This window comes from Erwinia sp. 9145, from assembly GCF_000745075.1.
GTDB classification, from domain to species: Bacteria; Pseudomonadota; Gammaproteobacteria; order Enterobacterales; family Enterobacteriaceae; genus Erwinia; species Erwinia oleae.
Window position 1 is genome coordinate 1,851,101 of the sequence record NZ_JQNE01000001.1, and the last position, 25,150, is coordinate 1,876,250.

The following is a 25,150-nucleotide window of genomic DNA, read 5'->3' on the forward strand; positions in this document are numbered from 1 at the left end:
GTTATCCTAATCTTCATTTGCGATCCTGAATTCCCCAACGGGTTTTCAGGATTTAACTATGTTTGCATATTCCCGACCAGTGATTGGTCGCGTTAGCTGGCTGATACTGTTTTCTCTCTATATTGCGCTGTTTTTAAACCTGGCTTTTTACCACAATGTTTTAAAGGCCATGCCGTTGACCTCCGCTCGCAACGTGATGGTATTTCTCTCCATGCCGGTGGTTGCCTTCAGCGTCATTAATATTGTGGTCACGCTGGCTTCATTTCTGTGTCTGGATCGTATAGTCGTTGCGCTTTTTATCCTGATGTCGGTGTTGGCGCAGTATTTTATTCAGAATTACGGCATTATTCTCGATCGCTCAATGATCCTGAATATGCTGGATACCACTGCCTCAGAAACCTTCGCATTAATGACGCCGCAACTGCTTGCGACGCTGTTCTTTGCGGGGATTGTGGTCATCGCCGCGAGTTTCTGGCTGCGTCATAAGCCTTATCCCTCTCTGATGTCGGCGATGGTTTATCGTCTGCTGAACATCCTCTGTTCTGGCCTGCTGATTATCATCGTTGCGCTACTGTTTTATAAAGATTACGCCTCGCTGTTTCGTAATAACAGAGAACTGGTCAAGTCGCTGAGTCCGTCTAACAGTATTACCGCCGTGCTTTCTTATTATCAGCACCACCGGCTACAGAATTTGCCGCTGATAAAAATTGGCGAAGATGCCAGGCTCGATCATGCAGTGGCGGGAAATACCAAAAAAAGACTGACTATTCTGATCGTTGGCGAAACGTCGCGCGGCGCTAATTTTTCGCTGGGCGGTTACGGTCGTCAGACCAACCCCCGTCTTGCGCAGGATAACGTTATCTATTTCCCTCATACCCAATCCTGCGGCACCTCTACGGCCGTATCGGTACCCTGTATGTTTTCAAATATGCCGCGCGCGCATTATGATGACGTTCGGGCAGGTCATCAGGAGGGGCTGTCAGACATTCTGCAACGCGCCGGGATCGAGGTGCTCTGGCGTGAAAATGATGGCGGCTGTAAGGGCGCGTGCGATCGCGTTCCTCATCAGGATATGAGTAGTCTGAATCTGCCGGGCATGTGCATTAAAGGCGAATGCTATGACGAGGTGCTTTTTAATAAGATCGAAGAGTATATTTCTCATCTTAACGGTGATGGCGTTATTATTTTACATACCATCGGCAGCCACGGCCCGACTTATTATAATCGTTATCCGCCTGCGTTCAGAAAATTCACGCCGACCTGCGATACCAATGAAATTCAAACCTGCTCAAATGCGCAACTGGTCAATACCTATGACAACACGCTACTCTATGTTGACTATATTGTTGATAAAGCGATTGCCGTATTGAACGAGCATCAGGATCGTTTCACCGGCAGCCTGATCTATCTTTCCGATCACGGTGAATCGCTGGGCGAAAATGGCACCTATCTGCACGGTATGCCCTATGCCATCGCGCCTGATGTGCAAACACATGTGCCAATGTTAATCTGGCTCTCCGACGATTATCAGAAGCGCTTTGCCGTGACGCGTGACTGTTTGCAAAAACGGGCCACGCAGCCTTATTCACAGGACAATCTGTTTTCAACAATGCTGGGTATGACCGGCACCGTAACCAGGGAATATCGTGCCTCAGATGATATATTGTCAGCGTGCCGGGTGAAATAAGATGAAAATTTTAGTCGTTGAAGATGATGCGCTTTTACGGCAAGGATTGTTGCTGGCACTGGAAGGCGAAGGCTATATTTGTGACGGTGTAACCTCGTCACGTGAAGCCGAAGCCTCTCTTACGTCGGGACTGTACAGCCTGCTCATTCTGGATTTAGGTCTGCCTGATGAAGACGGACTTTGCCTGCTGTCGCGGCTTCGCCGACAGAGAAAAGCGCTGCCTGTGTTAATTCTGACGGCGCGTGACACCATTAATGAACGCATTGCCGGACTGGACGCTGGCGCAGACGACTATTTGATCAAGCCCTTCGCCCTGGATGAGCTGCTGGCGCGCATCCGCGCGCTGATCCGTCGTCATCTGAATCAGGCTGACAACGTGGTGACGGCAGGCAATATGAGCATGGACATGGTGCATCGTCAAATCCGGCTTGATGACAAGCTTCTGGAACTTACGCCGAAAGAGTATTCCCTGCTTTGCCGCCTGATGCTGAAGGCAGGCCAACCGGTTCACCGCGAAATATTATTTAATGACATTTATAACTGGGATACCGAACCTTCAACCAATACCCTTGAGGTTCATATCCATAATCTGCGCGACAAGATTGGTAAGTCAGCCATTCGCACCGTGCGCGGCTTCGGCTATGCCTTATTAAAACCCGATAAAAGTGAGCCTGAATGAATCTCATGGCCGGCTGGCGGCAAAACCATACCACCCTTCGTTTTCGATTGCTGATGGCTATCGGGCTGATTATTTTTTTCTGCCAGGTGATTAGCGTGATTTGGCTGTGGCATGAAAGCAAGGAGCAGATTGAGCTGCTGGCCAACGCCTCCCTCGACCATCAGTTCCGGCAAAAGCACATTCATAAAGAGATCCGCGAAGCCGTCGCCAGCCTGGCGCTGCCGAGCCTGATCATGATCTCGCTGACGCTTACCCTTTGCTTTCAGGCAATCAAGCGCATTACGCGCCCTCTTTTTGAACTGCAAACCCATCTTGAAAACCGTACGGAAGATAATCTTCAGCCCATCGCCCAGGTGAGTTCTGTACGGGAAATTGATGCGGTCACCCATGCGATTAATCAGCTTGTTTCCCGAATATCCACCAGCCTGGAGCGTGAAAGGCTGTTTACTGCCGATGTGGCGCATGAGCTGCGCACGCCGCTTGCCGGCCTGAGGCTGCACCTGGAACTGATCGAGAAAAAAAACGGTGTGAACGTACAGCCGCTGATCCAGCGCATCGATTCAATGACAACCAGCGTGTCGCAGCTTCTCCAGCTTGCGCGCACGGGGCAATCGTTCACCTCGGGTAATTACCAGAGCGTTTCTTTACGTCAGGACGTTGTTTTCCCCCTCCGTAACGAGCTGGAAAGCATGCTGTCGCAGCGGGAGCAACGTATGGAGCTTATCTGTCACCAGGACGCGCAGGTTCGCGGCGATGCCACATTGTTGAAAGTATTGCTGCGCAATCTGGTTGAAAATGCCCATCGTTACAGCCCACGACAGACAACCATCACGCTACGGCTGGAGAATGCTTCCCAGCCGATGCTGTGTGTTGAGGATCGTGGGCCCGGTATCGATGAAAGTAAAACGGGTGAGCTGAGTAAGGCATTTGTCCGCATGGATCGCCGCTATGGCGGCGTTGGCCTGGGATTGAGTATCGTGACGCGCATCGTGCAGTTGCATGACGGGCAATTCTTTCTTGAAAACGCCGCGCCGACGGGCTGCCGTGCCAGCGTTGTGTTTCCGCCCTCTTCAGGCGGTAAACCAGATGCTTAAATACAGGATGGCGGCGCTGATGCTCATGAGAACGGAAACATATTCGCTTAACGTTGCTGTCAGTATGAATTTCATTTTACTCTCCTCAAAGGTTGAAGAGAGTTTTTCACAGCTTGCTTAAGATAGTATTAAGCTCGTTTTAAATTTTACCTCAGCCGTCGGTAGAGAGCGTAAGCGATTGCCAGGCGTCAATTTCCTGCTGAAGAGAGGCAATTCTGTCCGATACCAGCGTCAGCGCATCGCTACCGAGCAGAAGCTGAGGCGGTGGATTATCAGATGCCACCAGCGCCAGCACGGCGTCGGCCAGCTTGTCCGGGTTACCGATCTGGCTGCCGCTTTTGCTCTGCCTTGAGGCGCGAATGGGATCGAATAACGCGTCATAATCGCTGATGGATCGTGCCGTACGTACCATTGAGCGCCCGGCCCAGTCGGTGCGGAAAGAGCCAGGGCAGAGCGCGGTAACGTGCACGCCAAACGGCGCCATCTCGGCGCGCATTACCTGTGAAATTCCCTGGAGCGCGAACTTGCTTCCGCAGTAGTACGCGATGCCCGGCATTGTGATCAGGCCACCCATTGAGGTGACATTAACGATAAATCCACGGCGACGCTGGCGAAAAGCGGGCAGAAAAGCCTTCGCCACCGCGACGGCGCCAAATACGTTTACCTCGAACTGGCGACGCATCTCTTCGACAGACGACTCCTCCAGCACGCCTTCGTGACCGTATCCGGCATTATTAATCAGTACGTCAACCGGCCCGTACTTTTCTTCAGCCTCACGCACCACATCGTCAATGCGCTCAAATTCCGTGACATCGCACAGTACAGCATGCGCGGACGGGAGTGCTGCCCGGAGCGCGTCGCGCGATGAGGCGGAACGCACGGTGCCGATAACCTGATGCCCCGCACGAACGGCGGCAGAAGCAATCGCCAGACCGAAGCCTGAATTCGCGCCGGTAATAAAAAAGGTTTTCGCTGACATAATGGATAAACTCTCCTTGATTAAAGTGGAGTTTGCAAAATACTCTTTACTACCACGCCCTTCGATTGCGGATCATCGTAATATGTTGCTCAATCCTGTTTTTCCGTCGTCCTCGCGCGCGCTCAGAGAGCAGCTTGTCACGCTGGCAGACGCGCTGGCGCCCGCGCCAGGTTACAACGCCACCCTGCTTGATGCAGTAAGAATTTTACGCACCGAAACGGTGCTTAATGACGTGCCCGTGCTTTACAAACCCGGGGCGGTGTTTGTCCTGCAAGGCAGTAAAACAGGCATGCTGGAAAACGAGCTCTACCTTTACGACGAGGAGCATTATCTGGCCGTTGCGCTGCCCGTTCCTTTTCGAATGCAGTCCGAGGCCAGCCCGGCGCGACCGCTACTGGCGATCTATGTGGAGTTTGATATGCAGACCGCCGCTGATATCGTGATGCAGATTGAGCGACACGCGCAGCTGCCGTCGCACAGGCCGCGTGGCCTGGTATCAAGCAAAACCGGGCCGGACGTGCAGTCGCTGCTACTGCGCCTGCTGACGGCCCTTGGCAAACCGGCTGAGGCTGCCGTGCTTGGCAGCGCGCTGCTGCGCGAGCTGCATTATCGGGTGCTGATCGGCCCGCAGGGCGGCGCTCTCGTTGCCGCATTGCAGCAAAAAGGGGTTGCAGGACGGGTCGTTCGCAGCCTGAGCTGGCTTCGGGAAAACTACAGTACGAAAATCGCCCTCGCCGATCTGGCAAAAGCGTCGGGCATGAGCGTGTCTTCCTACCATATCCATTTCAGGGAGGTAACCGGTAGCAGTCCGATACAATATCTGAAAGCAATGCGGCTGCATGAAGCACGACTGATGATTGCCGGTCAGCACCGCACCATCGCCGATGTCGCCGCGCAGGTTGGCTATGCAAGTACCGCGCAGTTCAGTCGTGACTTTAAGCGGCATTTTGGCCGTACGGCGTCGGAAGAGGTGAAATGGGTGCGCCGCCATCTCGGCGAAGAGATGCGCTGAAGTGAGGCGCTAATGAAGCCTCAATACCAGTCCGCCCGCCAGTACGGCTTCGGCTTCATGTAATACCGCACAAATATCATCAAACTGTGCGGGATCCGGGTGGCGTGAAAGATGGCGCAGCGTGATACGTACCGGTAAATCAATCAGGCCAGTCAGCGCATCCCACAGCGCATCAAGGTTGTGACCAAAATTATCGTCCAGCGTGAAACACTGAGCAAAACGGCGATAAAAACCCTCAACGTCCTGGATATGGTCAAAATCGAAGCTGACTTTATTCATCTATTTCACCTGCTCGAAATGGCGATAATGGTCGCGGGTGAGGTAGATCATGCCATCGCTTGACCAGATCAGCCGATCGCTGCCGCGTCGTCCGCAGCGATAGTTCACATCCGCTTCAAACCAGCGGCGATCCTGCTGCTGCGGTAGCCGTCCCTCGCGATTCGAGAAGCGGTCGCCGCCAATCGCCCTGCCCGGCAGAATGTCACAGAGATTACCGCTGGCCGGCTGCCATCCCTGACGGCGTGCCTCATCTTTTGTGAGATAGTAAGACGGCAGGCGCTGATGCTGGCGCAGGTAGTCAGCCACGCGCTGCTGCTGAGTAAGCGTGCTGATATCGCCGTTGTCATGGCCAGGCGTGGTATCTGAAGAGGGGTGGCGAAGACCGGCGATGGTCGCTACCAGAGCGAAAATCGCCGCAATGATAAGTTTTTTATTCATGGCGGAATTGTAGCCGCCGCGAGGCCGGAGATCTACGGCCTTGCGGCGGCCAGCAGATCAGCGCTTGTACGGCGCCAGCTTAAATACGCTGACGCTGCGCAACAGGTGCTCGGCCTGCGTTTGCAGCGACTGCGCCGCCACGGTTGACTCCTGCGACAGCGAGGCGTTTTGTTGGGTAGCGGAATCCATCTGGGTAACCGCAAGGTTCACCTGATCGATTCCGACGCTCTGCTCACCGCTTGCCAGCGAAATCTCCGCCACCAGCGAACTGACACGCTGCACGTGATCGACAATATCCGCCATCGATTCGCCCGCGCGCGCCACCAGTGCATTACCGGCGTTGATGCGCGACACCGAGCTGTCAATCAGCGTTTTGATGTCTTTGGCCGCCGTCGCTGAGCGCTGGGAAAGCGCGCGAACTTCTGACGCGACGACCGCAAAGCCGCGCCCTTCCGTACCCGCTCTGGCGGCCTCAACCGCCGCGTTCAGCGCCAGAATATTGGTCTGGAAGGCAATGCCGTCGATTACGCTGATAATGTTGCTAATCTGATGAGAAAAGTTGTGGATGTCGCCCATCGTCTGCACCACTTCTTCAACCACGTTCCCACCCTGCTGCGCCGCAGAGGTGGCGGTTAAAGCAATATCACTCGCATGGCGGGCATTGTCGGCATTCTTTTTCACTACCGAGGTCAGCTCTTCCATCGAGGCTGCCGTCTCTTCCAGCGCGCTGGCCTGCGCTTCATTGCGCGAGGAGAGATCCTGACTACCCAGCGCGATCTGCGCCGAGGCGGTGGCGATGGTTTCTGTGCCTTCACGCACATCGGAGACGATGCGGGTCAGGTTGCCGTTCATCTCTTTCAGCGCCGCCATCAGGGAAGCGGTTTCATCACGCCCTTTCACCTCAATCTGCGTCTGGAGATCGCCTGCGGCGACCGTTTGCGCGATTTTCACCGCCTGCGCCAGCGGCCGCGTGATACTGCGCACCAGCCACCAGGTAATGATACTGCCCGCCAGCAGCGCCGCCAGCATAGAAACCAGCAACAGCAGACGGGTGCGCTGCCAGGCGAGCTGATTATCCGCTTCAATCCGTTGATGCATTTTAACGGTATGTTCAAGCACCTGAGCGACCGTCTGATCGATCATCTGCGTTGGCAGGCGGTCAATACCGGTGACAAGATGGTCAACGCGCTGCGCGCTGGTGATATCACCCGGCTGCCAGGCCTGAAGCGCGGTAAGATAGTGCTGCTCAAGCTCCGCATGAAGCGCTCTGGTTTTTACCACCTCGGCGGTGGACATGCCCACCGCAGGCATGGCGGCGATAAGCTTATCCAACAGCGTTTGCGTCACCTGACTCTGTTCGGTAAACGACGCTTTGAATTTATCGAAATTTTTTGGATCCTGCCCGCGCAGCAGCAGGTTCTTCCACTCCTGCACCTGAATTTTAAACTGCACCTGCGCATTGCGTGCAGTATCAATAATCTGCTCAATCTGCATTTCCTGCCGCATGATCTGGCTGTTTTGCCGCAGCGAATTTTCATTGGTAATCAGGCCGGTCAACCCGATAAACAGGGTGGCGGCGAGTAAAATGGCGGCCAGTACCCCCAGCCGCAGGCTGATTTTAAAATCTGATAATTTCATAGGTCGCCCCGGTGATGGCAGATCCCGAACCTTTTCGGGATCTTCTGACCAGGTTATCGACGTAAAAGGCGGGAACTTTACTGTGCGGCTGACTGTTAAATCAATCGGGCGTGAGAAAGTTCACTCTTCAGATAGGCGTAGTACAACGGTGCGGCTACCACGCCCGCCAGACCGAATGCAGACTCGAAAACCAGCATCGCCAGCAGGATCTCCCAGGTTTTCGCATTGATACGCGAACCAAAAATCCGTGCATTGATAAAGTACTCCAGCTTATGCACCAGTATCAGGAAAATAATGGCGATCACCGCTGCTTTCAGGGAAATTGAGAGACCGATCAGCGTAATAACGGTATTAGAGATCAGGTTGCCGATAATGGGCAGCAGTCCGGCAATAAAGGTCAGCACCACTACCGTTTTGGCAAAGGGAAAATGCAGGCCGAACAGCGGCAGCACGCCAAACAGGAACCCGCAGGTCAACAGCGTATTCACCAGCGACACTTTGAGTTGTGCGAAAACCACGTTGTGAAATGAGGCAGCCAGCAGGGTCAGGCGCTGCAACAGCGCCTGTTTGAGCGGAGCATTTTTTATACCGTCATGACTGACTCGGAGCGAAATGATGGCGCCCAGCAGCATGCCGATTAACATGGTGGCAAAGGTATGCGCCGCCGTGCGGCCAAACGTCTGCACCACCACCAGATGCTCCCGCAGCCAGGTAATCAGCTGGTGTTGCAGCTCATCAATATCAGCAGGCAGATAACGCGTCACCACCGGCGACAGCGTGCGCTGCGCGTCTTCCAGCAGCTTGCTGGCTGCCGCGTGGAAGGCGGCAAGATTGTGGAAATCATGCAGCAGGAAACCAATCAGTTTTGTGATGCCCAGCACCAGCGCCATCACCACGATCAGGGTGAGGAAAAAGATAATGATCCAGCGCGCCAGCGGGCCTTTGACCAGACGCTCGACCCAGGGTGTCAATGCCAGTACCGTTTCATAAACGATAAAGCCCGCCAGAAAACACGGCAGCAGCCGCAGCGGGAAAATCATTAAAAGCGCAAAGAGCACCAGCAGATAGCTGGCCGCTTCAGAGGTATTGCGTTTGTTGAGTGACAACATCGGGTTGACGATTCCTGTCTGAAATTAAAAACTCGCTACAATTCAGACAGTATACGCTCTCCTGAGCGGCACGAGCGCCAGTGACAGGTAAAAAAAACGGGCGCCATGCCCGCTTTGCTACGGGTTCAGGCGCTGACCTGAACCTGACGACGCCATGCGCCCGGCGACTGACCGAACTGACGCTTAAAGCTACGGTTAAACGACTGCTGTGAATCAAAACCAAAGGAGATCGCCACTTCCAGAATTGGTTCAGCGCCGCCGGCCAGTCGCTCAGCCGATTTTTTCAGGCGACGCGCGCGGATGTATTCACCCAGGGCATAGCCGGTGTGTTGTTTAAACATCCGTTGCAGGTGCCACTTAGAGTAGCCCGCCCGCTCCGCCACGGTATCTAAATCCATTTTCCCTTCAATATGGCTATCGATCCACTCAACCAGATCGTTAATGAAATCATCATGGCTCATAGTCTTTCCCCTTCAGAACCTCGCCAACGAGGTTGACCTTCTCCCCATACCGGGGTAAAAGGTATCTTTAATGAATGCACTTATGCACAATAGTAGAAGCACTAATTTAATGCAAGTTTAATTGTTGCATTAAATGCGATCTTCTGACACTCTTCCTCTCTCCAATTTATTAACACCCTCTTGACAGAAAAGTGCTAAATGCAACAATAAAACTTGCACTATCTTTTCCTCCTTTTTACAATCCACCTGTTTAGTGCATCTGTAAAAGATACACTTTGTGCGCTTTTCCGTACTCTGCTTCTTACGTCGTCATGCAACTGCTACAGGGACTCACATTATGAAATCTATCGCCTCGCCGCGCCTGCGGCCCGTCGCGCTACTTCTGCTTACCGCTCTTGTGCTGGCGGGATGCGATTCAAAAAGCGCCGAACAAAGCGCACCGCCCGCACCGCAGGTCAGCGCCGCCGCCGTTGAACAACAGACCGTCAGCCAGTGGGATAATTTCAACGGACGTATTGAAGCGGTACAAAGTGTCCAGCTTCGCCCGCGCGTTACCGGCTATATCGATCGCGTTAACTACGTTGAAGGCCAGGAAGTAAAAAAAGGCGATGTGCTGTTTACCATTGACGCGCGTACCTACCGCGCTGAACTGGCGCGTGCCGAAGCCGAACTGGCGAGCGCCCGTTCGCAGGCGCAGCAGGCGCGTAGCGAGTCGGGGCGAACGGAAAAGCTGATTGGCTCTCAGGCCATCTCACGGGAGGCGGCGGAACAACGTCGCTCGGCAGCCAGCCAGGCGCAGGCTAACGTGCTGTCGGCCCAGGCCGCGGTGGATATGGCGCGGCTCAATCTGGATTTCACCCACGTCACCGCCCCTATCGACGGTCGCGCCAGCCGCGCGATGATCACCAGCGGCAACCTGGTGACCGCCGGAGACAGCAGCAGCGTGCTGACCACGCTGGTCTCGCTGGATACCGTTTATGTTTACTTTGACGTTGATGAGGCAACCTTCCTGCGCTATCAACAAAGCCAGCGCAGCGGTGAAGGCGCTGGTCATGCCGGTGAACCGCTGCCGGTCAAAATTGGCCTGGTGGGCGAAGACGGCTACCCCCATGAAGGGCGGGTGGACTTTACCGATAACCAGTTGATTGCCAGCACCGGAACCATCCGCATGCGTGCGCTGCTGGATAATCGCCAGCGCCGCTATACGCCGGGTCTGTTCGCACGGGTTCGGCTTCCCGGCCGCGCGGACTTCCCTGCCCTGTTGGTATCCGATAAAGCCGTGCTGACCGATCAGGATCGCAAATACGTTTATGTCGTGGATGGGCAGAACAAAGCACAGCGTCGCGATATTCAACCCGGCCAGTTGGCTAACGGGCTGCGTATTGTGCAGCGCGGTCTTAAGCCAGGCGATCGGGTGATCGTTGATGGCGTTCAGAAAGTCTTCATGCCGGGCATGCCGGTTAACGCAAAAACGGTGCCGATGACGCCAGCCGCCCTTTAAACTGACCCGCAGGAACCGCTATGGATTTTTCCAGATTTTTTATCGACCGGCCGATTTTCGCCGCCGTGCTGTCGATTCTGATTTTTGTCTCCGGACTGATTGCCATCCCGTTGCTGCCTGTCAGCGAATATCCCGACGTGGTGCCGCCCAGCGTTCAGGTTCGCGCAGAATATCCCGGTGCCAACCCGAAAGTGATTGCCGAAACCGTTGCCACGCCGCTGGAAGAAGCGATCAACGGCGTTGAAAACATGATGTACATGAAATCAATTGCCGGTTCCGATGGCGTGCTGGTGACCACGGTGACCTTCCGTCCGGGTACCGATCCCGATCGGGCGCAGGTGCAGGTGCAAAACCGCGTGGCGCAGGCGGAAGCAAGGCTGCCGGAAGACGTGCGCCGCCAGGGCGTCACCACGCAGAAACAGTCGCCGACCATGACCTTAGTGGTGCACCTTGATTCGCCGGACGGACGTTATGACTCGCTCTATCTGCGCAACTACGCCCAGCTGAAGGTAAAAGATGAGCTGGCGCGGTTGCCCGGCGTCGGACAGGTACAGATTTTTGGCGCGGGCGAATATGCCATGCGCATCTGGCTCGATCCGACAAAAGTGGCGGCGCGCGGGATGACCGCCAACGACGTGGTTGCTGCCGTGCAGGAGCAGAACGTACAGGTTTCTGCCGGGCAGCTTGGCGCGGAGCCGATGCCAACCAAAAGCGACTTTTTGCTCTCCATCAACGCCCGCGGGCGTCTGCAAAGTGAAGAAGAGTTCGGCAATATCATCCTGAAAAGCGGCGATGACGGGCAGATTGTTCGCCTGCGCGACGTCGCGCGCATTGAGATGGGCTCCGGGAGCTATGCGCTGCGCGCGCAGTTAAACAATAAAGACGCGGTAGGCATCGGCGTGTTCCAGGCGCCTGGCGCTAACGCCATCGATCTGTCGAATGAAGTGCGCGCCAAAATGGCTGAGCTGGAGACGCGCTTCCCGGCGGGCGTCACCTGGAAGGCGCCTTACGATCCCACCATTTTTGTCCGTGACTCGATCAGTTCGGTGGTGCATACCCTGCTGGAAGCCGTGCTGCTGGTGGTGCTGGTGGTGATCCTGTTCCTGCAAACCTGGCGCGCTTCGATTATTCCGCTGCTGGCGGTGCCGGTTTCGGTGGTCGGAACGTTTACCGTGCTCTATCTGCTTGGCTTCACGCTGAATACGCTGAGCCTGTTCGGGCTGGTGCTGGCGATAGGTATCGTGGTGGATGACGCCATCGTGGTGGTTGAGAACGTCGAGCGTAATATTGAAGAGGGTCTGGCGCCCCGCGCGGCGGCGCATCAGGCGATGCGCGAGGTCTCCGGGCCGATCATCGCTATCGCGCTGGTGCTGTGCGCGGTATTCGTGCCAATGGCGTTTCTTTCTGGCGTCACCGGCCAGTTCTATAAACAGTTTGCGGTGACCATTGCGATTTCAACGGTCATCTCTGCCATCAACTCTCTGACGCTGTCGCCCGCGCTCGCGGCGCTGCTGCTGAAGCCGCACGGCGCGCCGGCGGATCGTCCCACACGGGTGATCAACGCCCTTTTCGGCTGGCTGTTCCGCCCGTTTAACCGCTTTTTCAACCGCAACTCAGCGCGCTATCAGGGCGGCGTGTCACGCATCCTGCGTCGGCGCGGCGCCGTGTTCGGCGTCTATATTCTGCTGCTGGTTGGCGCGGGCGTGATGTTCAGGCTGGTTCCCGGCGGTTTTATTCCTACGCAGGACAAGCTCTACCTGATCGGTGGCGTTAAGATGCCGGAAGGCGCATCGCTGGAGCGCACGGACGCCGTGATCCGCAAAATGAGTGACATCGCGCTGCATACCGACGGCGTGGCGGATGCCATTGCCTTTCCGGGTCTGAACGCGTTGCAGTTCACCAATACGCCGAACACCGGCACGGTCTTTTTCACGCTTAAGCCGCTGAACCAGCGGTCACGCAGCGCGGCGGAGATCAATGCTGAAATTAACGGCAAGCTGGCGCAAATTCAGGAAGGCTTTACTTTCTCGATCCTGCCGCCGCCAATCCTCGGGCTGGGCCAGGGTTCTGGCTATTCCCTCTATATTCAGGATCGGGCGGGCCTCGGCTACGGCGCGCTTCAGGATGCGGCGAGCGCCATGGCGGGCACCATCATGCAAACGCCGGGCATGCACTTCCCGATCTCAACTTATCAGGCCAACGTGCCGCAGCTGGATGCGCAGGTCGATCGCGACAAGGCGAAGGCGCAGGGCGTGGCGCTGAACGATCTGTTCGGCACGCTGCAAACCTATCTCGGCTCGTCTTACATCAACGACTTCAACCGCTTTGGCCGCACATGGCGCGTTTATGCGCAGGCAGACGGTCAGTTCCGCGACAGCGTCAGTGATATTGCTGATTTACGCACCCGCAACGCGCGCGGCGAAATGGTGCCGATTGGCAGCATGGTCAATATCGCCACCACGTACGGGCCGGATCCGGTGATTCGCTATAACGGTTTCCCGGCGGCAGATTTAATTGGCGATGCCGATCCGCGCATGCTCTCCTCCGCCGAGGCGATGCAAAAAGTGCAGGCGCTCGCCGAACAGATCCTGCCTCCCGGCATGAATGTGGAATGGACCGATCTGAGCTATCAGCAGGCGACGCAGGGAAATGCGGCGGTGATCGTCTTCCCGGTCGCCGTTCTGCTGGCCTTCCTGGTGCTGGCCGCGCTCTATGAAAGCTGGACGCTGCCGTTAGCGGTGATCCTGATCGTGCCGGTCACCATGCTGTCGGCGCTGTTTGGCGTCTGGCTGACCGGGGGCGATAACAACGTCTTTGTGCAGGTCGGGCTGGTGGTGTTGATGGGACTGGCCTGTAAAAACGCCATTCTGATCGTTGAGTTCGCCCGCGAACTGGAGATGCAGGGACGCACCATCATGGAAGCGGCGCTGGAGGCATGTCGCCTGCGCCTGCGTCCCATTGTAATGACCTCTATCGCCTTCATCGCCGGGACAATTCCGCTGATGCTGGGCCACGGTGCCGGTGCCGAAGTGCGTACCGTTACCGGCATCACGGTGTTCGCCGGCATGCTTGGCGTAACCTTGTTTGGCCTGTTTCTGACGCCGGTGTTCTACGTTGCGCTGCGCAAGCTGGTTACGCGCCGCGAGAACGCCGCAGAAACACCCGCGCTGGAAAGCTGAGCCGTCGCCGCCGTCCTTGCGAGGGCGGCACGCGGGCATAAAAAAAGCCGGACGCACACTGCGTCCGGCTTTTTCTCTGGCAACGTCTAAAGGTCCGCTTTTTCCTCGGCGGTCTGCAATTCGCAGCTTCCTTCGGGATAACGACGATCGCGATCGTGAATATCTTTCAAGGCGTCTGCCACCGTGCGCTTCGCCAGTACGTCCAGCGAGGCCTGCTCGGCTTCGCGGGCCAGCTCTTTAAAATACCAACAGGCGTTGGCGCTCACCAGACAGCGCGGCGGGACTTCCGGTCGCCCTGCCATCAGCGGCTTATCTTCCAGCACCGAAAGATAAATATCACACAGGGTAATCTCCTGCGCCGGACGACCCAGACGGATGGTGCCCGAGCGGCCGAGCGTGGAGACGATGATGCCGTCCCGGGTCAGCGGCACCATCATTTTGCGCACAAAACTCGGGTTTGCATTCAGGCCCATCGCCAGAATTTTGCTGGTGCTGCGTTTACCTTCCCGCTCCGCATGGGCCACACAGAGCACCATTTGTAAGGCCGTAGGAAAACGAATATCAAGCATGTTCAGATCCTTGCTTTTAAACGCCGGTTGGCGCCTTTATAAAAAAGCATTAAAAATCAGTTAACTATAAAAAAAACCACGTCGTTAATATAACAAATATTGTTGCATTTTAGAAGAAACGACGTTAGCGATTACTGCTATTTACGCTATTGCATTGAATAACATAAAATTATGTCTTTAACTGGTTAGCGTCCACCACCCTTTCCAGCACCGGCAAACCCCGTACATTTTCTGCAATCTGGACGAGTTTTGGCGTATGTTGCTCAAACCAGGCTTTTCGCGGCCGCCAGCACATTATTACCGGAAAATAAGCGTCAAGCAGACTGACCTGCTCGCCAAACCAGTATGGCCCTTCCCCTGCCTGGCTCTCCAGCCAGAGATAGAGCGACTCGCGGTAGCGATCGGTCGAGCTTTCCAGCTCTTCTGGCGCCGTGTTGACCCAGCGTGCGGGATAGTCGCCGTAGGTCAGCGTGGGATAAACGTTGGCCACCAGCCAGATCAACAGGCGATAAAACTGCTGACGCTGCGGGGTGCCCGCCGACGGTGCGAGATGCGGGTTCTCATCCAACAGCATCAGGGCAATGGCGGCGGTTTCGGTCATAACAGAACCGTCAGCGCGCACCAGCGTCGGCACCTGCGCCAGCGGATTAACCGCCAGCAAACGCTCCCGCGCCGGGCCGGGCTTATCAAAACCTGTCACGTCCACCAGTTGATAGGCTTCGTCCGCCAGCGTAAACATGATTTCGCTAATGGCCGAACCCCAGCCAGGCGCGCCGTACAGTTTCTGCATAAAGACCTCCGTGCGGTTCTACAGGGCGTGCTTACAGCGTCTTCTCACTCAGATAGTGATAAACCACTGATAAATCATTTTCGCCATAGCCGGCGTTTACCGCTTCCTGCCAGACATCGGCGATCAGCCGCAGTCCCGGCAGTTCGCTGTCTTTAGCCGCCGACAGCGCCAGCCTGGCATCTTTCAGTGCCCAGGTCAGCTGCATCTGAGGATCGTAGCGCCCTTCTTTCATCATTTCCAATTTGGCACTGGCGTACGGCACGGCCAGCGGCCCGCCCTCCAGCACTGACCAGAGATCGTCAGAAGTAAAGCCAAACTCTTTCGCCATCTGCATGCTTTCGGACAGCCCCTGCACCATCGAAATCAGCCAGGCGTTGACCACCAGCTTCATTTTCGAAGCCGAACCGGCCGCGCCCAGCCACTTTGTCGCTTTTGAAATGGCGGCGAATACCGGTTCAACGGCGGCGGCGCGCTGGCGGTCGCCGCTGGCCAGCACCACGATTTGCGCATTTTCCGCCGGCGTTTTGGTGCCGGAAACCGGCGCATCGATAAACACGACGTCGGGACGACGTTCGGCAAAAAAGCCGATCAGTTTTTCCGTGGCCTCAACGCCAATTGTGCCCATTTGTACCACGATGGCACCGTTTTTCAGCGCTGAAGACGCCTGCTCAAGAACGCTCTCCGTTGTCGCCGCATCGGCGAGCATGGTGATAACCACGCCGGCCTGCTCAACGGCCTGCTGGGGCGAGTTAGCCAGGGTCAGACCGGCCGCTTTAAGATCGTCGCCACGCGATTTAGTCCTGTTCCAGCCTGAGGTCGAAAAGCCGTTTTTCAGTAAATTCGCTGCGAAGGCATGGCCCATCGCACCTAATCCTAATACCGCCACCGCGGGATGCTGACTCATAAACGTTCTCCTTTAGCTAAGCGCGACCGCAGCCACACACTGTCTCCAGGGTAGCGCACCCGCACAATAATTTCTTCTTTATCGAATGAAAACGCCGTGCGGGAATTCGTAACGGGGTGTGAATGTCTGCCAGCATCGGCCAGGGTCATCTATAATTATCCCGTTAACGGGAGAAATAATGATGACTCACCAGATGAAAAAAATTGATTTTCCGGTCAGCAACGTGCGCCATTTTCTGGAGCCAGGCCCGGTGGTGTTGGTTTCATCGCAGCATGATGGCGAAACGGATATTATGACGCTGGGCTGGCATACCGTTCTTGAATTTTCCCCCTCGCTAATCGGCTGTATGATCTCCGCCGGAAACCACAGTAACCAACTGATTCGTCAGAGCGGTGAATGCGTCATCAACCTGCCCACCTCCTCGCTGCTGGAGACGGTGGTGAAAATCGGCAACTGTAGCGGCACGCGATGCGACAAATTTCATGATTTTGCCCTGACGGCGGAAAAAGGCGAACGCGTCAGCGCGCCGTTGATTGCAGAGTGTCATGCCAGTTTTGAGTGCACGCTTCATAATGATCAACTGGTGGACGGCTTCAGCTTTTTTATTTTTGAAGTAATTAAAGCCCATGTTGCCGCATCTCCTGAAAAACCGGAAACGATCCACTACTGCGGCGACGGCGAATTTATGCTTTCCGGCAAACACGTCAGTCGCCGTTCGCTGTTTCGCCCCGACATGCTGTAAATATGAAATGGCTGATTTACAAAAAAGGCGAATTTTCGATGTCTTATTAATGTGATTTGCATCACAATATAGCGATACTTTTTCGACTTCGTCTCAGCGAAATTAATCACTTATCAATAAGCTGTTAACCTGATGCAATCAACTACTGTTTCACGCAAAACGGCGTGGCTGCGCGTCATCCTGCTCGCCGTTGCCGCCTTTATTTTTAACACCACCGAGTTTGTGCCCGTCGGTCTGCTTTCTGACATCGCCGACAGCTTCTCGATGCAGACCGCGCAGGTCGGCCTGATGCTGACTATTTATGCCTGGGTGGTGGCGCTGCTTTCGCTGCCGCTGATGCTGCTGACCAGCCAGGTTGAGCGCCGCTTTCTGCTCATCGCTATCTTTATCCTGTTTATCGCCAGCCACGCCTTTTCCACCGTTGCGTGGAGCTTCAGCACGCTGGTGGCGTCACGTATCGGTATTGCGCTGTCGCACGCTATTTTCTGGTCGATCACCGCGTCGCTGGCGATCCGTGTGGCACCCGCCGGGAAAAAAACGCAGGCGCTGGGCATGCTGGCAACCGGCACCGCGCTGGCGATGGTGTTGGGCCTGCCGCTGGGTCGTCTGATCGGACAATACCTTGGCTGGCGAATCACCTTTGGCGTCATTGGCGGCGTGGCGTTGATCACCCTGATCTGCCTGGCAAAGCTGTTGCCGCCGCTACCCAGCGAGCACAGCGGCTCGCTGAAAAGCGTGCCGATGCTGTTTCGCCGTCCGGCGCTGGTGGCGCTGTATGTGTTGATCGCAGCCATTGTGACCGCGCATTACACCGCCTACAGCTACATTGAACCGTTTATCCAGAACGTGGCGCAAATGAGCGATAACTTCACCACGCTGCTGCTGCTGATATTTGGCGCAGCGGGCATCGTCGGCAGCATACTGTTCAGCACCTTCGGCAACCGCTATCCGGCCAGCTTCCTGGTGACGGCTATTGCGCTGGTTTCCGCCTGCATGCTGACGCTGTTTCTGGCCGCCACGCACGCCATCGCTATCGCCTGGCTGTGTATCATCTGGGGAATGGCGATGATGATTATCGGCCTGGCGGTGCAGGTACGGGTGCTGAATCTGGCGCCGGATGCGACTGACGTGGCGATGGCTTTGCTCTCCGGGATCTATAATATCGGCATCGGCGGCGGCGCGCTGCTGGGCAATCAGGTGAGTCTGCATCTCAATATGGGCAGCATCGGCTACGCGGGCGGCACCATTGGACTGTTTTCGCTGGCGTGGTGCCTGTGGAGCATTCGTCGCTTTCCACAGCTCAGAAGCCACGGTTGACGCCTGCCGGTCAGGGCGCCATTACTTCGCGTTGTTTAACGTGGTTCTGGCGTCCCATCCCGCCATCATCATTGTGACCATCCCTTCCAGTTCCGCCCGGTTTACGCCGTCCCGCGCCAGAATGGACATGCCGTTTTGCAGGGTTTGCACCACGCGCGCGAGCGCCGGTATATCGACCTGCTCCGGGATCTCACCCGTTTCCACAGCCTGACGCAGCCGCGCCTCGAGGCGTTGAAAAGTAACCGCGCGCATTGACCGGACGACCTCGCCCAGTTCGCTGTGTCCCTCGCTGCCCACCATCGAAAGCGTCACCATGCAGCCGTTCGGGATCTCGCTGATGCCCTCCGTCAAGGCGCGAGCGGAATCCATCAGCAGCGCTGTCACCGCCTCGCGAGCCGTAGCGGCTGACAGAAATCGCTCCCAGATCAGCGATTCATAGCATGTGCGATAGTGACGCAATGCCTCCAGATAAAGCGCTTCTTTCGATCCGAAGGCCGCGTAAAGGCTGGGCGAACCAATTCCCATCGCGGCCGTGAGATCCGAAATGGAAGTGGCTTCATACCCCTTTTGCCAGAACAGACGCGTTGCTTTTGCCAGTGCGGCGTCCGGATCGAACGCGCGCGGGCGTCCACGCGCGCGTGAAGGCGTATTTTTAGCGGACTGTGCCGTTTTCTCTGATTTATGCATGGATCGTTATATAAACCGATTGACGGGTTTGTGCAACCATCCTAATTTATGTGTCGATCACTACATAAATATAATCACAGAGGAACAGGCAATGAATGAACTGACAGGTAAGCGCGCGCTGGTCACCGGCGGGTCGCGTGGTATCGGTGCCGCTATTGCACTGGCGCTGGCGGAAAAAGGCGCAGATGTCGCTCTCACCTACGAGCACGCGGCGGACAAAGCCGCCGGCGTGGTTAAAGCTATTGAGAACAAGGGGCGGCGCGGCTTTGCCATTCAGGCCGACAGCGCAGATGCGGCTGCGGTGACGCGTTCCGTCAATGAGGCGGTCAGCAGCCTTGGCGGTCTTGATATTCTGGTAAACAATGCGGGGATCGCCCGTTCGGGTTCGCTGCCGGAGATGAGCCTGGAGGAGATTGATGCGCTACTTAATATTAATATCCGTGCAGTGATCCTCGCCTCACAGGCCGCTATTCCGCACCTTAAACAGGGTGGGCGGATCATCAGTACCGGCTCGTGCCTGGCGGAGCGCGTACCAATGGCGGGCGTGACGGTTTACTCATTGACCAAGTCGGCGCTGCTCGCCTTCACACGAGGCCTGGCACGCGATCTCGGCCCGCAGGCCATAACGGTCAACCTCGTACAGCCGGGACCGATCGACACCGATATGAACCCGGCGGCCAACGGCGATTTTGCTGAGGGAAACCGTAAACAGACGTCGCTGGGCCACTACGGTAAACCTGACGATATTGCCGACGCGGTGGCCTTTCTGGCCAGCGCGGCAGCAAACTACATCACCGGCACCGCGCTGACGGTAGATGGTGGTTCTAACGCCTGAAAAAAAAACTCGCCGCTGGTGTTGCGGCGAGTTTTTACCACCGTCGGGTGAAGCTTAATATTGCCCGCTCGACGATTTACACCCTGCTAATGTCGGCATCAATCCGCAAAGGCATCCAGCTCCTCCTGACTGAAATCGGCCGCCGCCGCAACGCGTTGCTGCTCATCCAGTAAAGCAAGGCGCGATTTCAGCGCACGCCGCACGCCGGCGTGGGCATCGGCACCCAGAATCAGCCGCAGCGGCGGAGACTGATGATCGGCCACGTTCAGCATTGCATCGACCATCCGTACCGGATCGCCTTTAATTACCCAACCGCCGCTGTCGAGCGATTTCCTGATCTGTGCGGAAGCCGTACCTTCGTAATCGGGTAAAGGTTCAGGCCGCACAAGCGCATTGCCAAAATCCGTTCGGGCCGGGCCGGGTTCAACAATGACAAAATCAATACCAAACGGGCTGACTTCCTGGGCAACCGATTCGATAAAACCTTCAATTCCCCATTTTGATGCATGATAAAGACTGAATCCCGGATAGGCTATCTGGCCACCCTCGCTTGAGATCTGTAGGATACGGCCTCCCCCCTGACGCCGCAGGTGAGGAAGAGAAGAACGTATCAGTACGATCGATCCGATGAGGTTGGTATCGATAATGTCACGCAGATGCCGATCGTCAGTTTCCTCTGCCGCCCCGAAAACGCCGTAACCCGCGTTACTTACAATACGATCGATGCGTCCGGAAAACCTGAACGCCTCATCGACTGCATTGCTCACTGCCAGGGTGTCACGCAGGTCAGCCTGAATTAAATGAAACTGCTCGGGATAGCGTTCTTTAAGTTCATGCGTTTTGCGCAGATCGCGAGTCAGCCCCACGACGTTATCACCACGGGTAAGAAGTTTTTCAGTCAGGATCCGGCCCAGTCCGGAAGAAACACCGCTTATCATCCAGGTCTGCATAATAAAATCTCCACTCCAGATTAATGAGATTTATTATTGTCAGATCTTACTCATGTATACTATACCAACAATACTCAATAAACTGTTGGTTAAAAACGAACAATGTCACAACCTTCTTTCAACGATCTGAATGCGTTCATTACCGTTGCGGACTACACCAGTTTTCGACAAGCCGCGCAGGTTTTGAATATTGCGCCCTCTTCGCTCAGCCATACCATCCGGCAGCTGGAAGAGACGCTTGGCGTTCGCCTTTTTAATCGCACCACCCGAAGCGTAGCGTTAACGGAAGCGGGCCACAGCCTGCGCGCAACGCTGGTTCCCGCGCTGAAAGAGGTCAATCTCGCGCTGGAAAACATCGCCCTATTTCGGGCATCACCCGCTGGCACGTTACGTATCAACGCCCCCGAAACGGCGGCAGCAATCCTGTTGCACAAGGTGGTGCCGGACTTTCTGGCAAGATACCCGGACGTGTCGCTTGATATTGTTGCTGAAGGCCGCCTGATAGATATTGTCGCAGAGGGGTTCGATGCAGGGGTTCGCCTGGGAGAAAGCCTCGCTCAGGGAATGAATGCCGTGAGGTTTGGCGGCCCGGTGCGATTTATCACTGTGGCATCAGAAGGCTATCTTTCCGGGCGGCAGGCCCCCGCCGTTCCGGACGACCTGCGCCGGCATGAATGCATTCGACATCAGTTGCCCAGTGGCAAACGTTACCAGTGGGAATTTTCACGGCAGGGACAGGAGATCACCATTGATGTTCCCGGCCGTCTTACATTAAATACTATCCCGCTGATGATCGCTGCCGCCGTTGATGGGCTGGGGATTGCCTGTGTCCCGGAAAGCGCAGTGATGGCGGAACTGGCATCGGGCCGCCTCCGGCGTCTTCTTGACAACTGGAGCCCGCCTTTTCCGGGGCTTTATTTATATTATCCGGGAAACCGTCAGATGCCCCCGGCGCTGAGAGCATTTATCGATTTAATAAAGGAAGTTAATCATCATGGATAGGTATGATGCCGGAGGCATTAACCTGGCGGCGAACCCGCGGTGAGAATACACATTGACCCGTCGCCAAAACCAGCCAGGCTTTACAGAGTCATTGAGGAGAAAACACGTTGATACCGGACTGCAAACTGCTGGGACACTACCTGAAAGATCGTCGAGGAAAACTCGATCCTGAGAGCTTTGGTATTTCACCACGCCGCCGTCGTACGCCGGGCCTGCGCCGCGAAGAAGTGGCACAGCGCGCCAACGTCAGCGCCACCTGGTATACCTGGCTTGAGCAGGGACGCGGCGGCTCCCCGTCCGCCGAGGTGCTGGACAGGCTGGCGCAGGCGCTGCGGCTCAGCGCCGTAGAGCGTGAACACCTTTTCTTGCTGGCGCAGCAGCGGCCACCGCAGGCGCATTACCGGCCGGATGAGCAGGTTTCGAAACAGCTTCAGCGCGTGCTGGATTCGCTGGAGCACAGCCCGGCGCTGATCAGAACCGCCACCTGGGACATTGTTGCCTGGAACGACGCGGCCAGAGCGGTACTGAAAGACTACACGCTGATGGCGGTGCCACAACGCAATATTATGCGCATCCTTTTCACCGATCCGCTCGTACGCGAAAAGATGATCAACTGGCAGGCCGATGCGGCTTCCGCCGTGGCGGCATTTCGTGCTGAGGTTATTCGCGCGGGCGCGCTGGAACAGGTTAAGGAACTGGTCGAAGAGCTGAGCGAAAGCAGTACAGAGTTCAGCCGCTTCTGGCAAAGCTATGACGTGCAGCATCAGGGCGAAGGCGTGAAGCACGCGCGTCATCCACTGGTGGGCGATCTGGCGTTTGAATATTCGTCGTTTACGCTGGATGGTCAGCCTGATTTGGGACTGGTTATTTACACACCGGCGAATGCGGAACATCGCTCAAAAGTAGACCGGATACTTGACCACTGGCGGCAAAACCGCCAGGCGGGATGAGCGGCCTGCGTTTAAGGCGCAGGCCGCAGCGGGCTATTTGAGATCAACCTGATAGAAAATATGTTTGCCAAAAGGATCCACTTCATAACCGGTCACTTCTTTGCGGACGGGTTCGAAAATGGTCGAGTGCGCAATCATCACCGCAGGCGCCTGATCGTGCATGATTTGCTGCGCCTGACGGTATAGCTGAATGCGTTTGTTATGATCCTGCTCGGCGCGCGCGCTGGTGATAACCGTTTCAAAAGGCTTGTAGCACCACTTCGACGAATTGGAACCGCCGTTGGCCGAGGTGCAGCTGAACAACGGGCCAAAAAAGTTATCAGGATCGCCGGTCGCGGTCGTCCAGCCCATCAGCGCCGCCTGATGCTCGCCATTCTTCACTCTTTTCAGGTACTCGCCCCACTCAAAGCTGACAATATTGGCTTTGATGCCGACCTTCGCCCAGTCGGCCTGAATCATCTCCGCCATGCGCCGCGCGTTAGGATTGTAAGGCCGCTGAACCGGCATCGCCCACAGATCGATGGTGGTGCCCTCTTTGATCCCCGCCTCTTTCAGCAGCGCTTTTGCCTTATCAGGCGCGTAGTCATAATCTTTCAGATCCTGATCTGCGCTCCAGACGCCGGGCGGCAGCAGATTTTTCGCCACAGTACCGGTTCCCTGAAACACCGCCTGAATAATGGCGGGTTTGTTGATCGCCATGGTGAGCGCCTGACGCACCCTGACGTTATCCAGCGGCGCTTTTTGGGTATTAAACGCGAGGAAACCGGTATTCAGACCCGCTTTTTGCATCAGCGTAACGTCTTTGTTCTCCTTCATACGCTTAAGATCGGCCGGATTCGGGAATGGCATCACCTGACACTCGTTCTTCTCAAGTTTGGCAAAACGCACCGAGGCGTCCGGCGTAATGCTGAACACCAGCCGATCAAGTTTCGCTTTACCCTGCCAGTATTCCGGGAAGGCCCGGAACAACAGTCGGGCATCTTTCTGATAACTCACCAGTTGAAACGGGCCGGTGCCGACAGGATCACGATCCACTTTTTCCGGCGTGCCCGCTTTCAGCATGGCGTCGGCATATTCGGCGGAAAGAATGGAGGCGAAATACCAGCCGAGATCGGCAAGAAACGGCGCTTCGGCATGCGCCAGGGTAAAGCGCACCGTATGGTCATCCACTTTCTCAATTTTCTGGATCAGCGAACCAAACTCCAGGCTTTCAAAGTTGGCGTAGGTGCCGTTTGAAACCTTGTGATAAGGGTTGTTGGGATCTTTCTGCCGCATAAACGAGAAAATGACGTCGTCGGCATTGAAGTCGCGCGTCGGTTTATAGGTTTTGCTGCTGTGGAACTTCACGCCCTTGCGCAGATGGAAGGTGTACACCTTGCCATCCGGGCTGACTTCCCAGCTTTCCGCCAGGCTCGGCACCAGTTCCGTCGTGCCAGGTTTGAAATCCACTAACCGGTTATAAAGCGGCACCGCGCTGGCATCAACGCTGGTGCCGGAAGTGTATAACTGCGGATTGAAGTTTTCAGGCGAGCCTTCAGAGCAAAAAACCAGCGTTTTCGCCGCCGCGCCAGAGGCTACCGCCAGCGTCAGCGCGGCCACGGTTGTCCGTAGTAGCGATCCTTTCATTATTATCTTCTCTCATTGTGATTGTTTTATATCTGTCCAGAGCCTTTAACAATCTAATCGCTACGGCGATGCGGGGCCAGCAAAAAAGCCGGTTTCAGGCTATTCATTTTGGTTATATTTCAGGATGTTGGCCGGGCGGAGGAAATGCGAAGAGACTTTCCCGCCCGTGACGGACGGGAAAGGTGGGGATCAGTTCAACTGGTAATCGAGCGTAATATCCGTATTCATTAACTGAGAAACCGGACATCCCTCTTTGGCCTGATTGATGATTTTCTCGAAGGCCGCGTCATCAATACCCGGTAGTTTAACCCGGCTTTGTAGCGCGACTTTGGTGATTTTGAAGCCTTCGCCTACTTTATCCAGTGAAACGTCCGCCACGGTATCGATGCTCTCCGGCGTATAGCCTTCATTGCCCAGCATCAGCGAAAGCGCCATTGAAAAGCAGGCGGAGTGCGCCGCACCAATCAGCTCTTCCGGGTTGGTGCCCGGCTTGCCCTCAAAACGGGTATTAAAACCATAAGGCTGCTCTTTCAGCGCGCCGCTCTCGGTAGAGACCGTGCCTTTACCCTGTTTAATATTACCTTCCCAGTGTGCCTGCCCTTTCTTATGAATGGTCATATCTGTCTCCCGTTTGATTTACACAGGTATTCAGTATAGTTATGTCTCAGCACTTTGCCGGATGAAGGCTTGCAATCGCCTGGAAGCTGACCGTAAATAGGGCC

24 protein-coding genes are annotated in these 25,150 nt (G+C 55.8%); 11 read left to right on the top strand and 13 right to left on the bottom strand.

All coding sequences use genetic code 11. From position 1 onward, the window contains the following. Positions 1-58: 58 nt before the first annotated feature. Genes eptA through pmrB form a run of 3 tightly spaced genes read left to right on the top strand, consistent with a single transcriptional unit; the run spans position 59 to position 3,460 of the window. The gene (gene eptA / locus FA91_RS09075; protein ID WP_034914831.1) at positions 59-1,687 is read left to right on the top strand and encodes a phosphoethanolamine transferase EptA; all 1,629 of its coding nucleotides are present in this window, start codon (positions 59-61) and stop codon (positions 1,685-1,687) included. Position 1,688: 1 nt separating this feature from the next. Continuing rightward, entirely contained in the window at positions 1,689-2,366 is a 678-nt protein-coding gene (gene pmrA / locus FA91_RS09080) for a two-component system response regulator PmrA (protein WP_034914833.1), read from the top strand. 5 nt (positions 2,367-2,371) lie between these two features. After that, positions 2,372-3,460, top strand: a complete 1,089-nt coding sequence (gene pmrB / locus FA91_RS09085) for a two-component system sensor histidine kinase PmrB (protein WP_034914835.1) — start codon at positions 2,372-2,374, stop codon at positions 3,458-3,460. A 151-nt stretch (positions 3,461-3,611) separates the two neighbouring features. On the opposite strand, the gene FA91_RS09090 is transcribed toward pmrB, so the two are convergent. Further along, complete coding sequence (locus FA91_RS09090) at positions 3,612-4,442, bottom strand: oxidoreductase (protein ID WP_197060522.1); 831 nt, start codon at positions 4,440-4,442, stop codon at positions 3,612-3,614. On the opposite strand from FA91_RS09090, the gene FA91_RS09095 reads away from it, so the two are divergent. Further along, complete coding sequence (locus FA91_RS09095) at positions 4,441-5,451, top strand: AraC family transcriptional regulator (protein ID WP_197060493.1); 1,011 nt, start codon at positions 4,441-4,443, stop codon at positions 5,449-5,451. The genes FA91_RS09090 and FA91_RS09095 overlap by 2 nt on opposite strands. 9 nt (positions 5,452-5,460) lie before the next feature. Here the strand turns inward: FA91_RS09095 and FA91_RS09100 are convergent, their stop codons facing one another. The 5 genes from FA91_RS09100 to FA91_RS09120 form a co-directional block, all read right to left on the bottom strand. After that, a complete protein-coding gene (locus FA91_RS09100; RefSeq protein ID WP_034914840.1) occupies positions 5,461-5,730 on the bottom strand; it encodes a barstar family protein in 270 nt (89 codons plus the stop codon). Continuing rightward, the gene (locus FA91_RS09105) at positions 5,731-6,168 is read right to left on the bottom strand and encodes a ribonuclease domain-containing protein (protein WP_034914843.1); all 438 of its coding nucleotides are present in this window, start codon (positions 6,166-6,168) and stop codon (positions 5,731-5,733) included. Positions 6,169-6,225: 57 nt separating this feature from the next. Continuing rightward, positions 6,226-7,806 carry a methyl-accepting chemotaxis protein gene (locus FA91_RS09110; RefSeq protein ID WP_034914855.1) on the bottom strand — a complete coding sequence of 527 codons (1,581 nt, stop codon included), beginning with the start codon at positions 7,804-7,806 and terminating at the stop codon, positions 6,226-6,228. Between the two features lie 95 nt (positions 7,807-7,901). Next, entirely contained in the window at positions 7,902-8,915 is a 1,014-nt protein-coding gene (locus FA91_RS09115) for an AI-2E family transporter (protein WP_034914856.1), read from the bottom strand. 125 nt (positions 8,916-9,040) lie between these two features. Next, positions 9,041-9,376 carry a helix-turn-helix domain-containing protein gene (locus tag FA91_RS09120; protein WP_034914859.1) on the bottom strand — a complete coding sequence of 112 codons (336 nt, stop codon included), beginning with the start codon at positions 9,374-9,376 and terminating at the stop codon, positions 9,041-9,043. Between the two features lie 337 nt (positions 9,377-9,713). Here FA91_RS09120 and FA91_RS09125 point away from each other — a divergent pair, with 337 nt between their 5' ends. Together FA91_RS09125 and FA91_RS09130 are read left to right on the top strand one after the other, a co-directional pair. After that, on the top strand, positions 9,714-10,877 hold the full coding sequence (locus FA91_RS09125) for an efflux RND transporter periplasmic adaptor subunit (RefSeq protein ID WP_051937115.1): 1,164 nt from the start codon (positions 9,714-9,716) through the stop codon (positions 10,875-10,877). A gap of 20 nt (positions 10,878-10,897) precedes the next feature. Then, complete coding sequence (locus FA91_RS09130) at positions 10,898-14,056, top strand: efflux RND transporter permease subunit (protein WP_034914862.1); 3,159 nt, start codon at positions 10,898-10,900, stop codon at positions 14,054-14,056. A gap of 86 nt (positions 14,057-14,142) precedes the next feature. On the opposite strand, the gene FA91_RS09135 is transcribed toward FA91_RS09130, so the two are convergent. The 3 genes from FA91_RS09135 to FA91_RS09145 form a co-directional block, all read right to left on the bottom strand. Next, entirely contained in the window at positions 14,143-14,625 is a 483-nt protein-coding gene (locus tag FA91_RS09135; protein ID WP_034914865.1) for an Rrf2 family transcriptional regulator, read from the bottom strand. Positions 14,626-14,794: 169 nt separating this feature from the next. Beyond that, complete coding sequence (locus FA91_RS09140; protein WP_034914868.1) at positions 14,795-15,415, bottom strand: glutathione S-transferase; 621 nt, start codon at positions 15,413-15,415, stop codon at positions 14,795-14,797. 31 nt (positions 15,416-15,446) lie between these two features. Continuing rightward, positions 15,447-16,319, bottom strand: a complete 873-nt coding sequence (locus tag FA91_RS09145) for an NAD(P)-dependent oxidoreductase (protein ID WP_034914871.1) — start codon at positions 16,317-16,319, stop codon at positions 15,447-15,449. A gap of 181 nt (positions 16,320-16,500) precedes the next feature. On the opposite strand from FA91_RS09145, the gene FA91_RS09150 reads away from it, so the two are divergent. Continuing rightward, positions 16,501-17,061: a flavin reductase family protein gene (locus FA91_RS09150; protein ID WP_034914874.1), complete on the top strand. Its 561-nt coding sequence runs from the start codon at positions 16,501-16,503 to the stop codon at positions 17,059-17,061. Between the two features lie 132 nt (positions 17,062-17,193). Beyond that, positions 17,194-18,378, top strand: coding sequence for a sugar transporter (locus FA91_RS09155; RefSeq protein ID WP_034914876.1), 1,185 nt, complete (start codon positions 17,194-17,196; stop codon positions 18,376-18,378). A gap of 21 nt (positions 18,379-18,399) precedes the next feature. Here FA91_RS09155 and FA91_RS09160 read toward each other — a convergent pair whose 3' ends face one another. After that, on the bottom strand, positions 18,400-19,065 hold the full coding sequence (locus tag FA91_RS09160; protein ID WP_034914878.1) for a TetR/AcrR family transcriptional regulator: 666 nt from the start codon (positions 19,063-19,065) through the stop codon (positions 18,400-18,402). 91 nt (positions 19,066-19,156) lie between these two features. On the opposite strand from FA91_RS09160, the gene FA91_RS09165 reads away from it, so the two are divergent. Beyond that, positions 19,157-19,900, top strand: a complete 744-nt coding sequence (locus FA91_RS09165; protein ID WP_034914882.1) for an SDR family oxidoreductase — start codon at positions 19,157-19,159, stop codon at positions 19,898-19,900. A gap of 98 nt (positions 19,901-19,998) precedes the next feature. On the opposite strand, the gene FA91_RS09170 is transcribed toward FA91_RS09165, so the two are convergent. Next, entirely contained in the window at positions 19,999-20,850 is an 852-nt protein-coding gene (locus FA91_RS09170) for an SDR family oxidoreductase (protein ID WP_197060494.1), read from the bottom strand. A 102-nt stretch (positions 20,851-20,952) separates the two neighbouring features. Between FA91_RS09170 and FA91_RS09175 the strand changes: the two genes are divergently transcribed. Both FA91_RS09175 and FA91_RS09180 read left to right on the top strand, forming a co-directional pair. After that, positions 20,953-21,852, top strand: a complete 900-nt coding sequence (locus tag FA91_RS09175; protein ID WP_034914887.1) for a LysR family transcriptional regulator — start codon at positions 20,953-20,955, stop codon at positions 21,850-21,852. Between the two features lie 107 nt (positions 21,853-21,959). Beyond that, complete coding sequence (locus FA91_RS09180; RefSeq protein WP_034914889.1) at positions 21,960-22,802, top strand: helix-turn-helix transcriptional regulator; 843 nt, start codon at positions 21,960-21,962, stop codon at positions 22,800-22,802. A 33-nt stretch (positions 22,803-22,835) separates the two neighbouring features. Here the strand turns inward: FA91_RS09180 and FA91_RS09185 are convergent, their stop codons facing one another. Further along, the gene (locus FA91_RS09185) at positions 22,836-24,428 is read right to left on the bottom strand and encodes an ABC transporter substrate-binding protein (protein ID WP_034914891.1); all 1,593 of its coding nucleotides are present in this window, start codon (positions 24,426-24,428) and stop codon (positions 22,836-22,838) included. Between the two features lie 189 nt (positions 24,429-24,617). After that, positions 24,618-25,046, bottom strand: a complete 429-nt coding sequence (locus FA91_RS09190) for an OsmC family protein (protein WP_034914893.1) — start codon at positions 25,044-25,046, stop codon at positions 24,618-24,620. Positions 25,047-25,150 lie beyond the last annotated feature (104 nt).

Bases quoted from the DNA above. Each gene is read 5' to 3' on its own strand.
- FA91_RS09105 (WP_034914843.1), bottom strand. From the start codon at position 6,168: ATGAATAAAAAACTTATCATTGCGGCGATTTTCGCTCTGGTAGCGACC.
- FA91_RS09100 (WP_034914840.1), bottom strand. From the start codon at position 5,730: ATGAATAAAGTCAGCTTCGATTTTGACCATATCCAGGACGTTGAGGGT.
- FA91_RS09095 (WP_197060493.1), top strand. From the start codon at position 4,441: ATGGATAAACTCTCCTTGATTAAAGTGGAGTTTGCAAAATACTCTTTA.
- FA91_RS09190 (WP_034914893.1), bottom strand. From the start codon at position 25,046: ATGACCATTCATAAGAAAGGGCAGGCACACTGGGAAGGTAATATTAAA.
- FA91_RS09125 (WP_051937115.1), top strand. From the start codon at position 9,714: ATGAAATCTATCGCCTCGCCGCGCCTGCGGCCCGTCGCGCTACTTCTG.
- FA91_RS09140 (WP_034914868.1), bottom strand. From the start codon at position 15,415: ATGCAGAAACTGTACGGCGCGCCTGGCTGGGGTTCGGCCATTAGCGAA.
- FA91_RS09110 (WP_034914855.1), bottom strand. From the start codon at position 7,806: ATGAAATTATCAGATTTTAAAATCAGCCTGCGGCTGGGGGTACTGGCC.
- FA91_RS09120 (WP_034914859.1), bottom strand. From the start codon at position 9,376: ATGAGCCATGATGATTTCATTAACGATCTGGTTGAGTGGATCGATAGC.
- FA91_RS09130 (WP_034914862.1), top strand. From the start codon at position 10,898: ATGGATTTTTCCAGATTTTTTATCGACCGGCCGATTTTCGCCGCCGTG.
- FA91_RS09175 (WP_034914887.1), top strand. From the start codon at position 20,953: ATGTCACAACCTTCTTTCAACGATCTGAATGCGTTCATTACCGTTGCG.
- FA91_RS09160 (WP_034914878.1), bottom strand. From the start codon at position 19,065: ATGCATAAATCAGAGAAAACGGCACAGTCCGCTAAAAATACGCCTTCA.
- FA91_RS09170 (WP_197060494.1), bottom strand. From the start codon at position 20,850: ATGCAGACCTGGATGATAAGCGGTGTTTCTTCCGGACTGGGCCGGATC.
- FA91_RS09165 (WP_034914882.1), top strand. From the start codon at position 19,157: ATGAATGAACTGACAGGTAAGCGCGCGCTGGTCACCGGCGGGTCGCGT.
- pmrB (WP_034914835.1), top strand. From the start codon at position 2,372: ATGGCCGGCTGGCGGCAAAACCATACCACCCTTCGTTTTCGATTGCTG.
- FA91_RS09185 (WP_034914891.1), bottom strand. From the start codon at position 24,428: ATGAAAGGATCGCTACTACGGACAACCGTGGCCGCGCTGACGCTGGCG.
- eptA (WP_034914831.1), top strand. From the start codon at position 59: ATGTTTGCATATTCCCGACCAGTGATTGGTCGCGTTAGCTGGCTGATA.
- FA91_RS09150 (WP_034914874.1), top strand. From the start codon at position 16,501: ATGACTCACCAGATGAAAAAAATTGATTTTCCGGTCAGCAACGTGCGC.
- FA91_RS09155 (WP_034914876.1), top strand. From the start codon at position 17,194: ATGCAATCAACTACTGTTTCACGCAAAACGGCGTGGCTGCGCGTCATC.
- FA91_RS09145 (WP_034914871.1), bottom strand. From the start codon at position 16,319: ATGAGTCAGCATCCCGCGGTGGCGGTATTAGGATTAGGTGCGATGGGC.
- FA91_RS09115 (WP_034914856.1), bottom strand. From the start codon at position 8,915: ATGTTGTCACTCAACAAACGCAATACCTCTGAAGCGGCCAGCTATCTG.
- pmrA (WP_034914833.1), top strand. From the start codon at position 1,689: ATGAAAATTTTAGTCGTTGAAGATGATGCGCTTTTACGGCAAGGATTG.
- FA91_RS09135 (WP_034914865.1), bottom strand. From the start codon at position 14,625: ATGCTTGATATTCGTTTTCCTACGGCCTTACAAATGGTGCTCTGTGTG.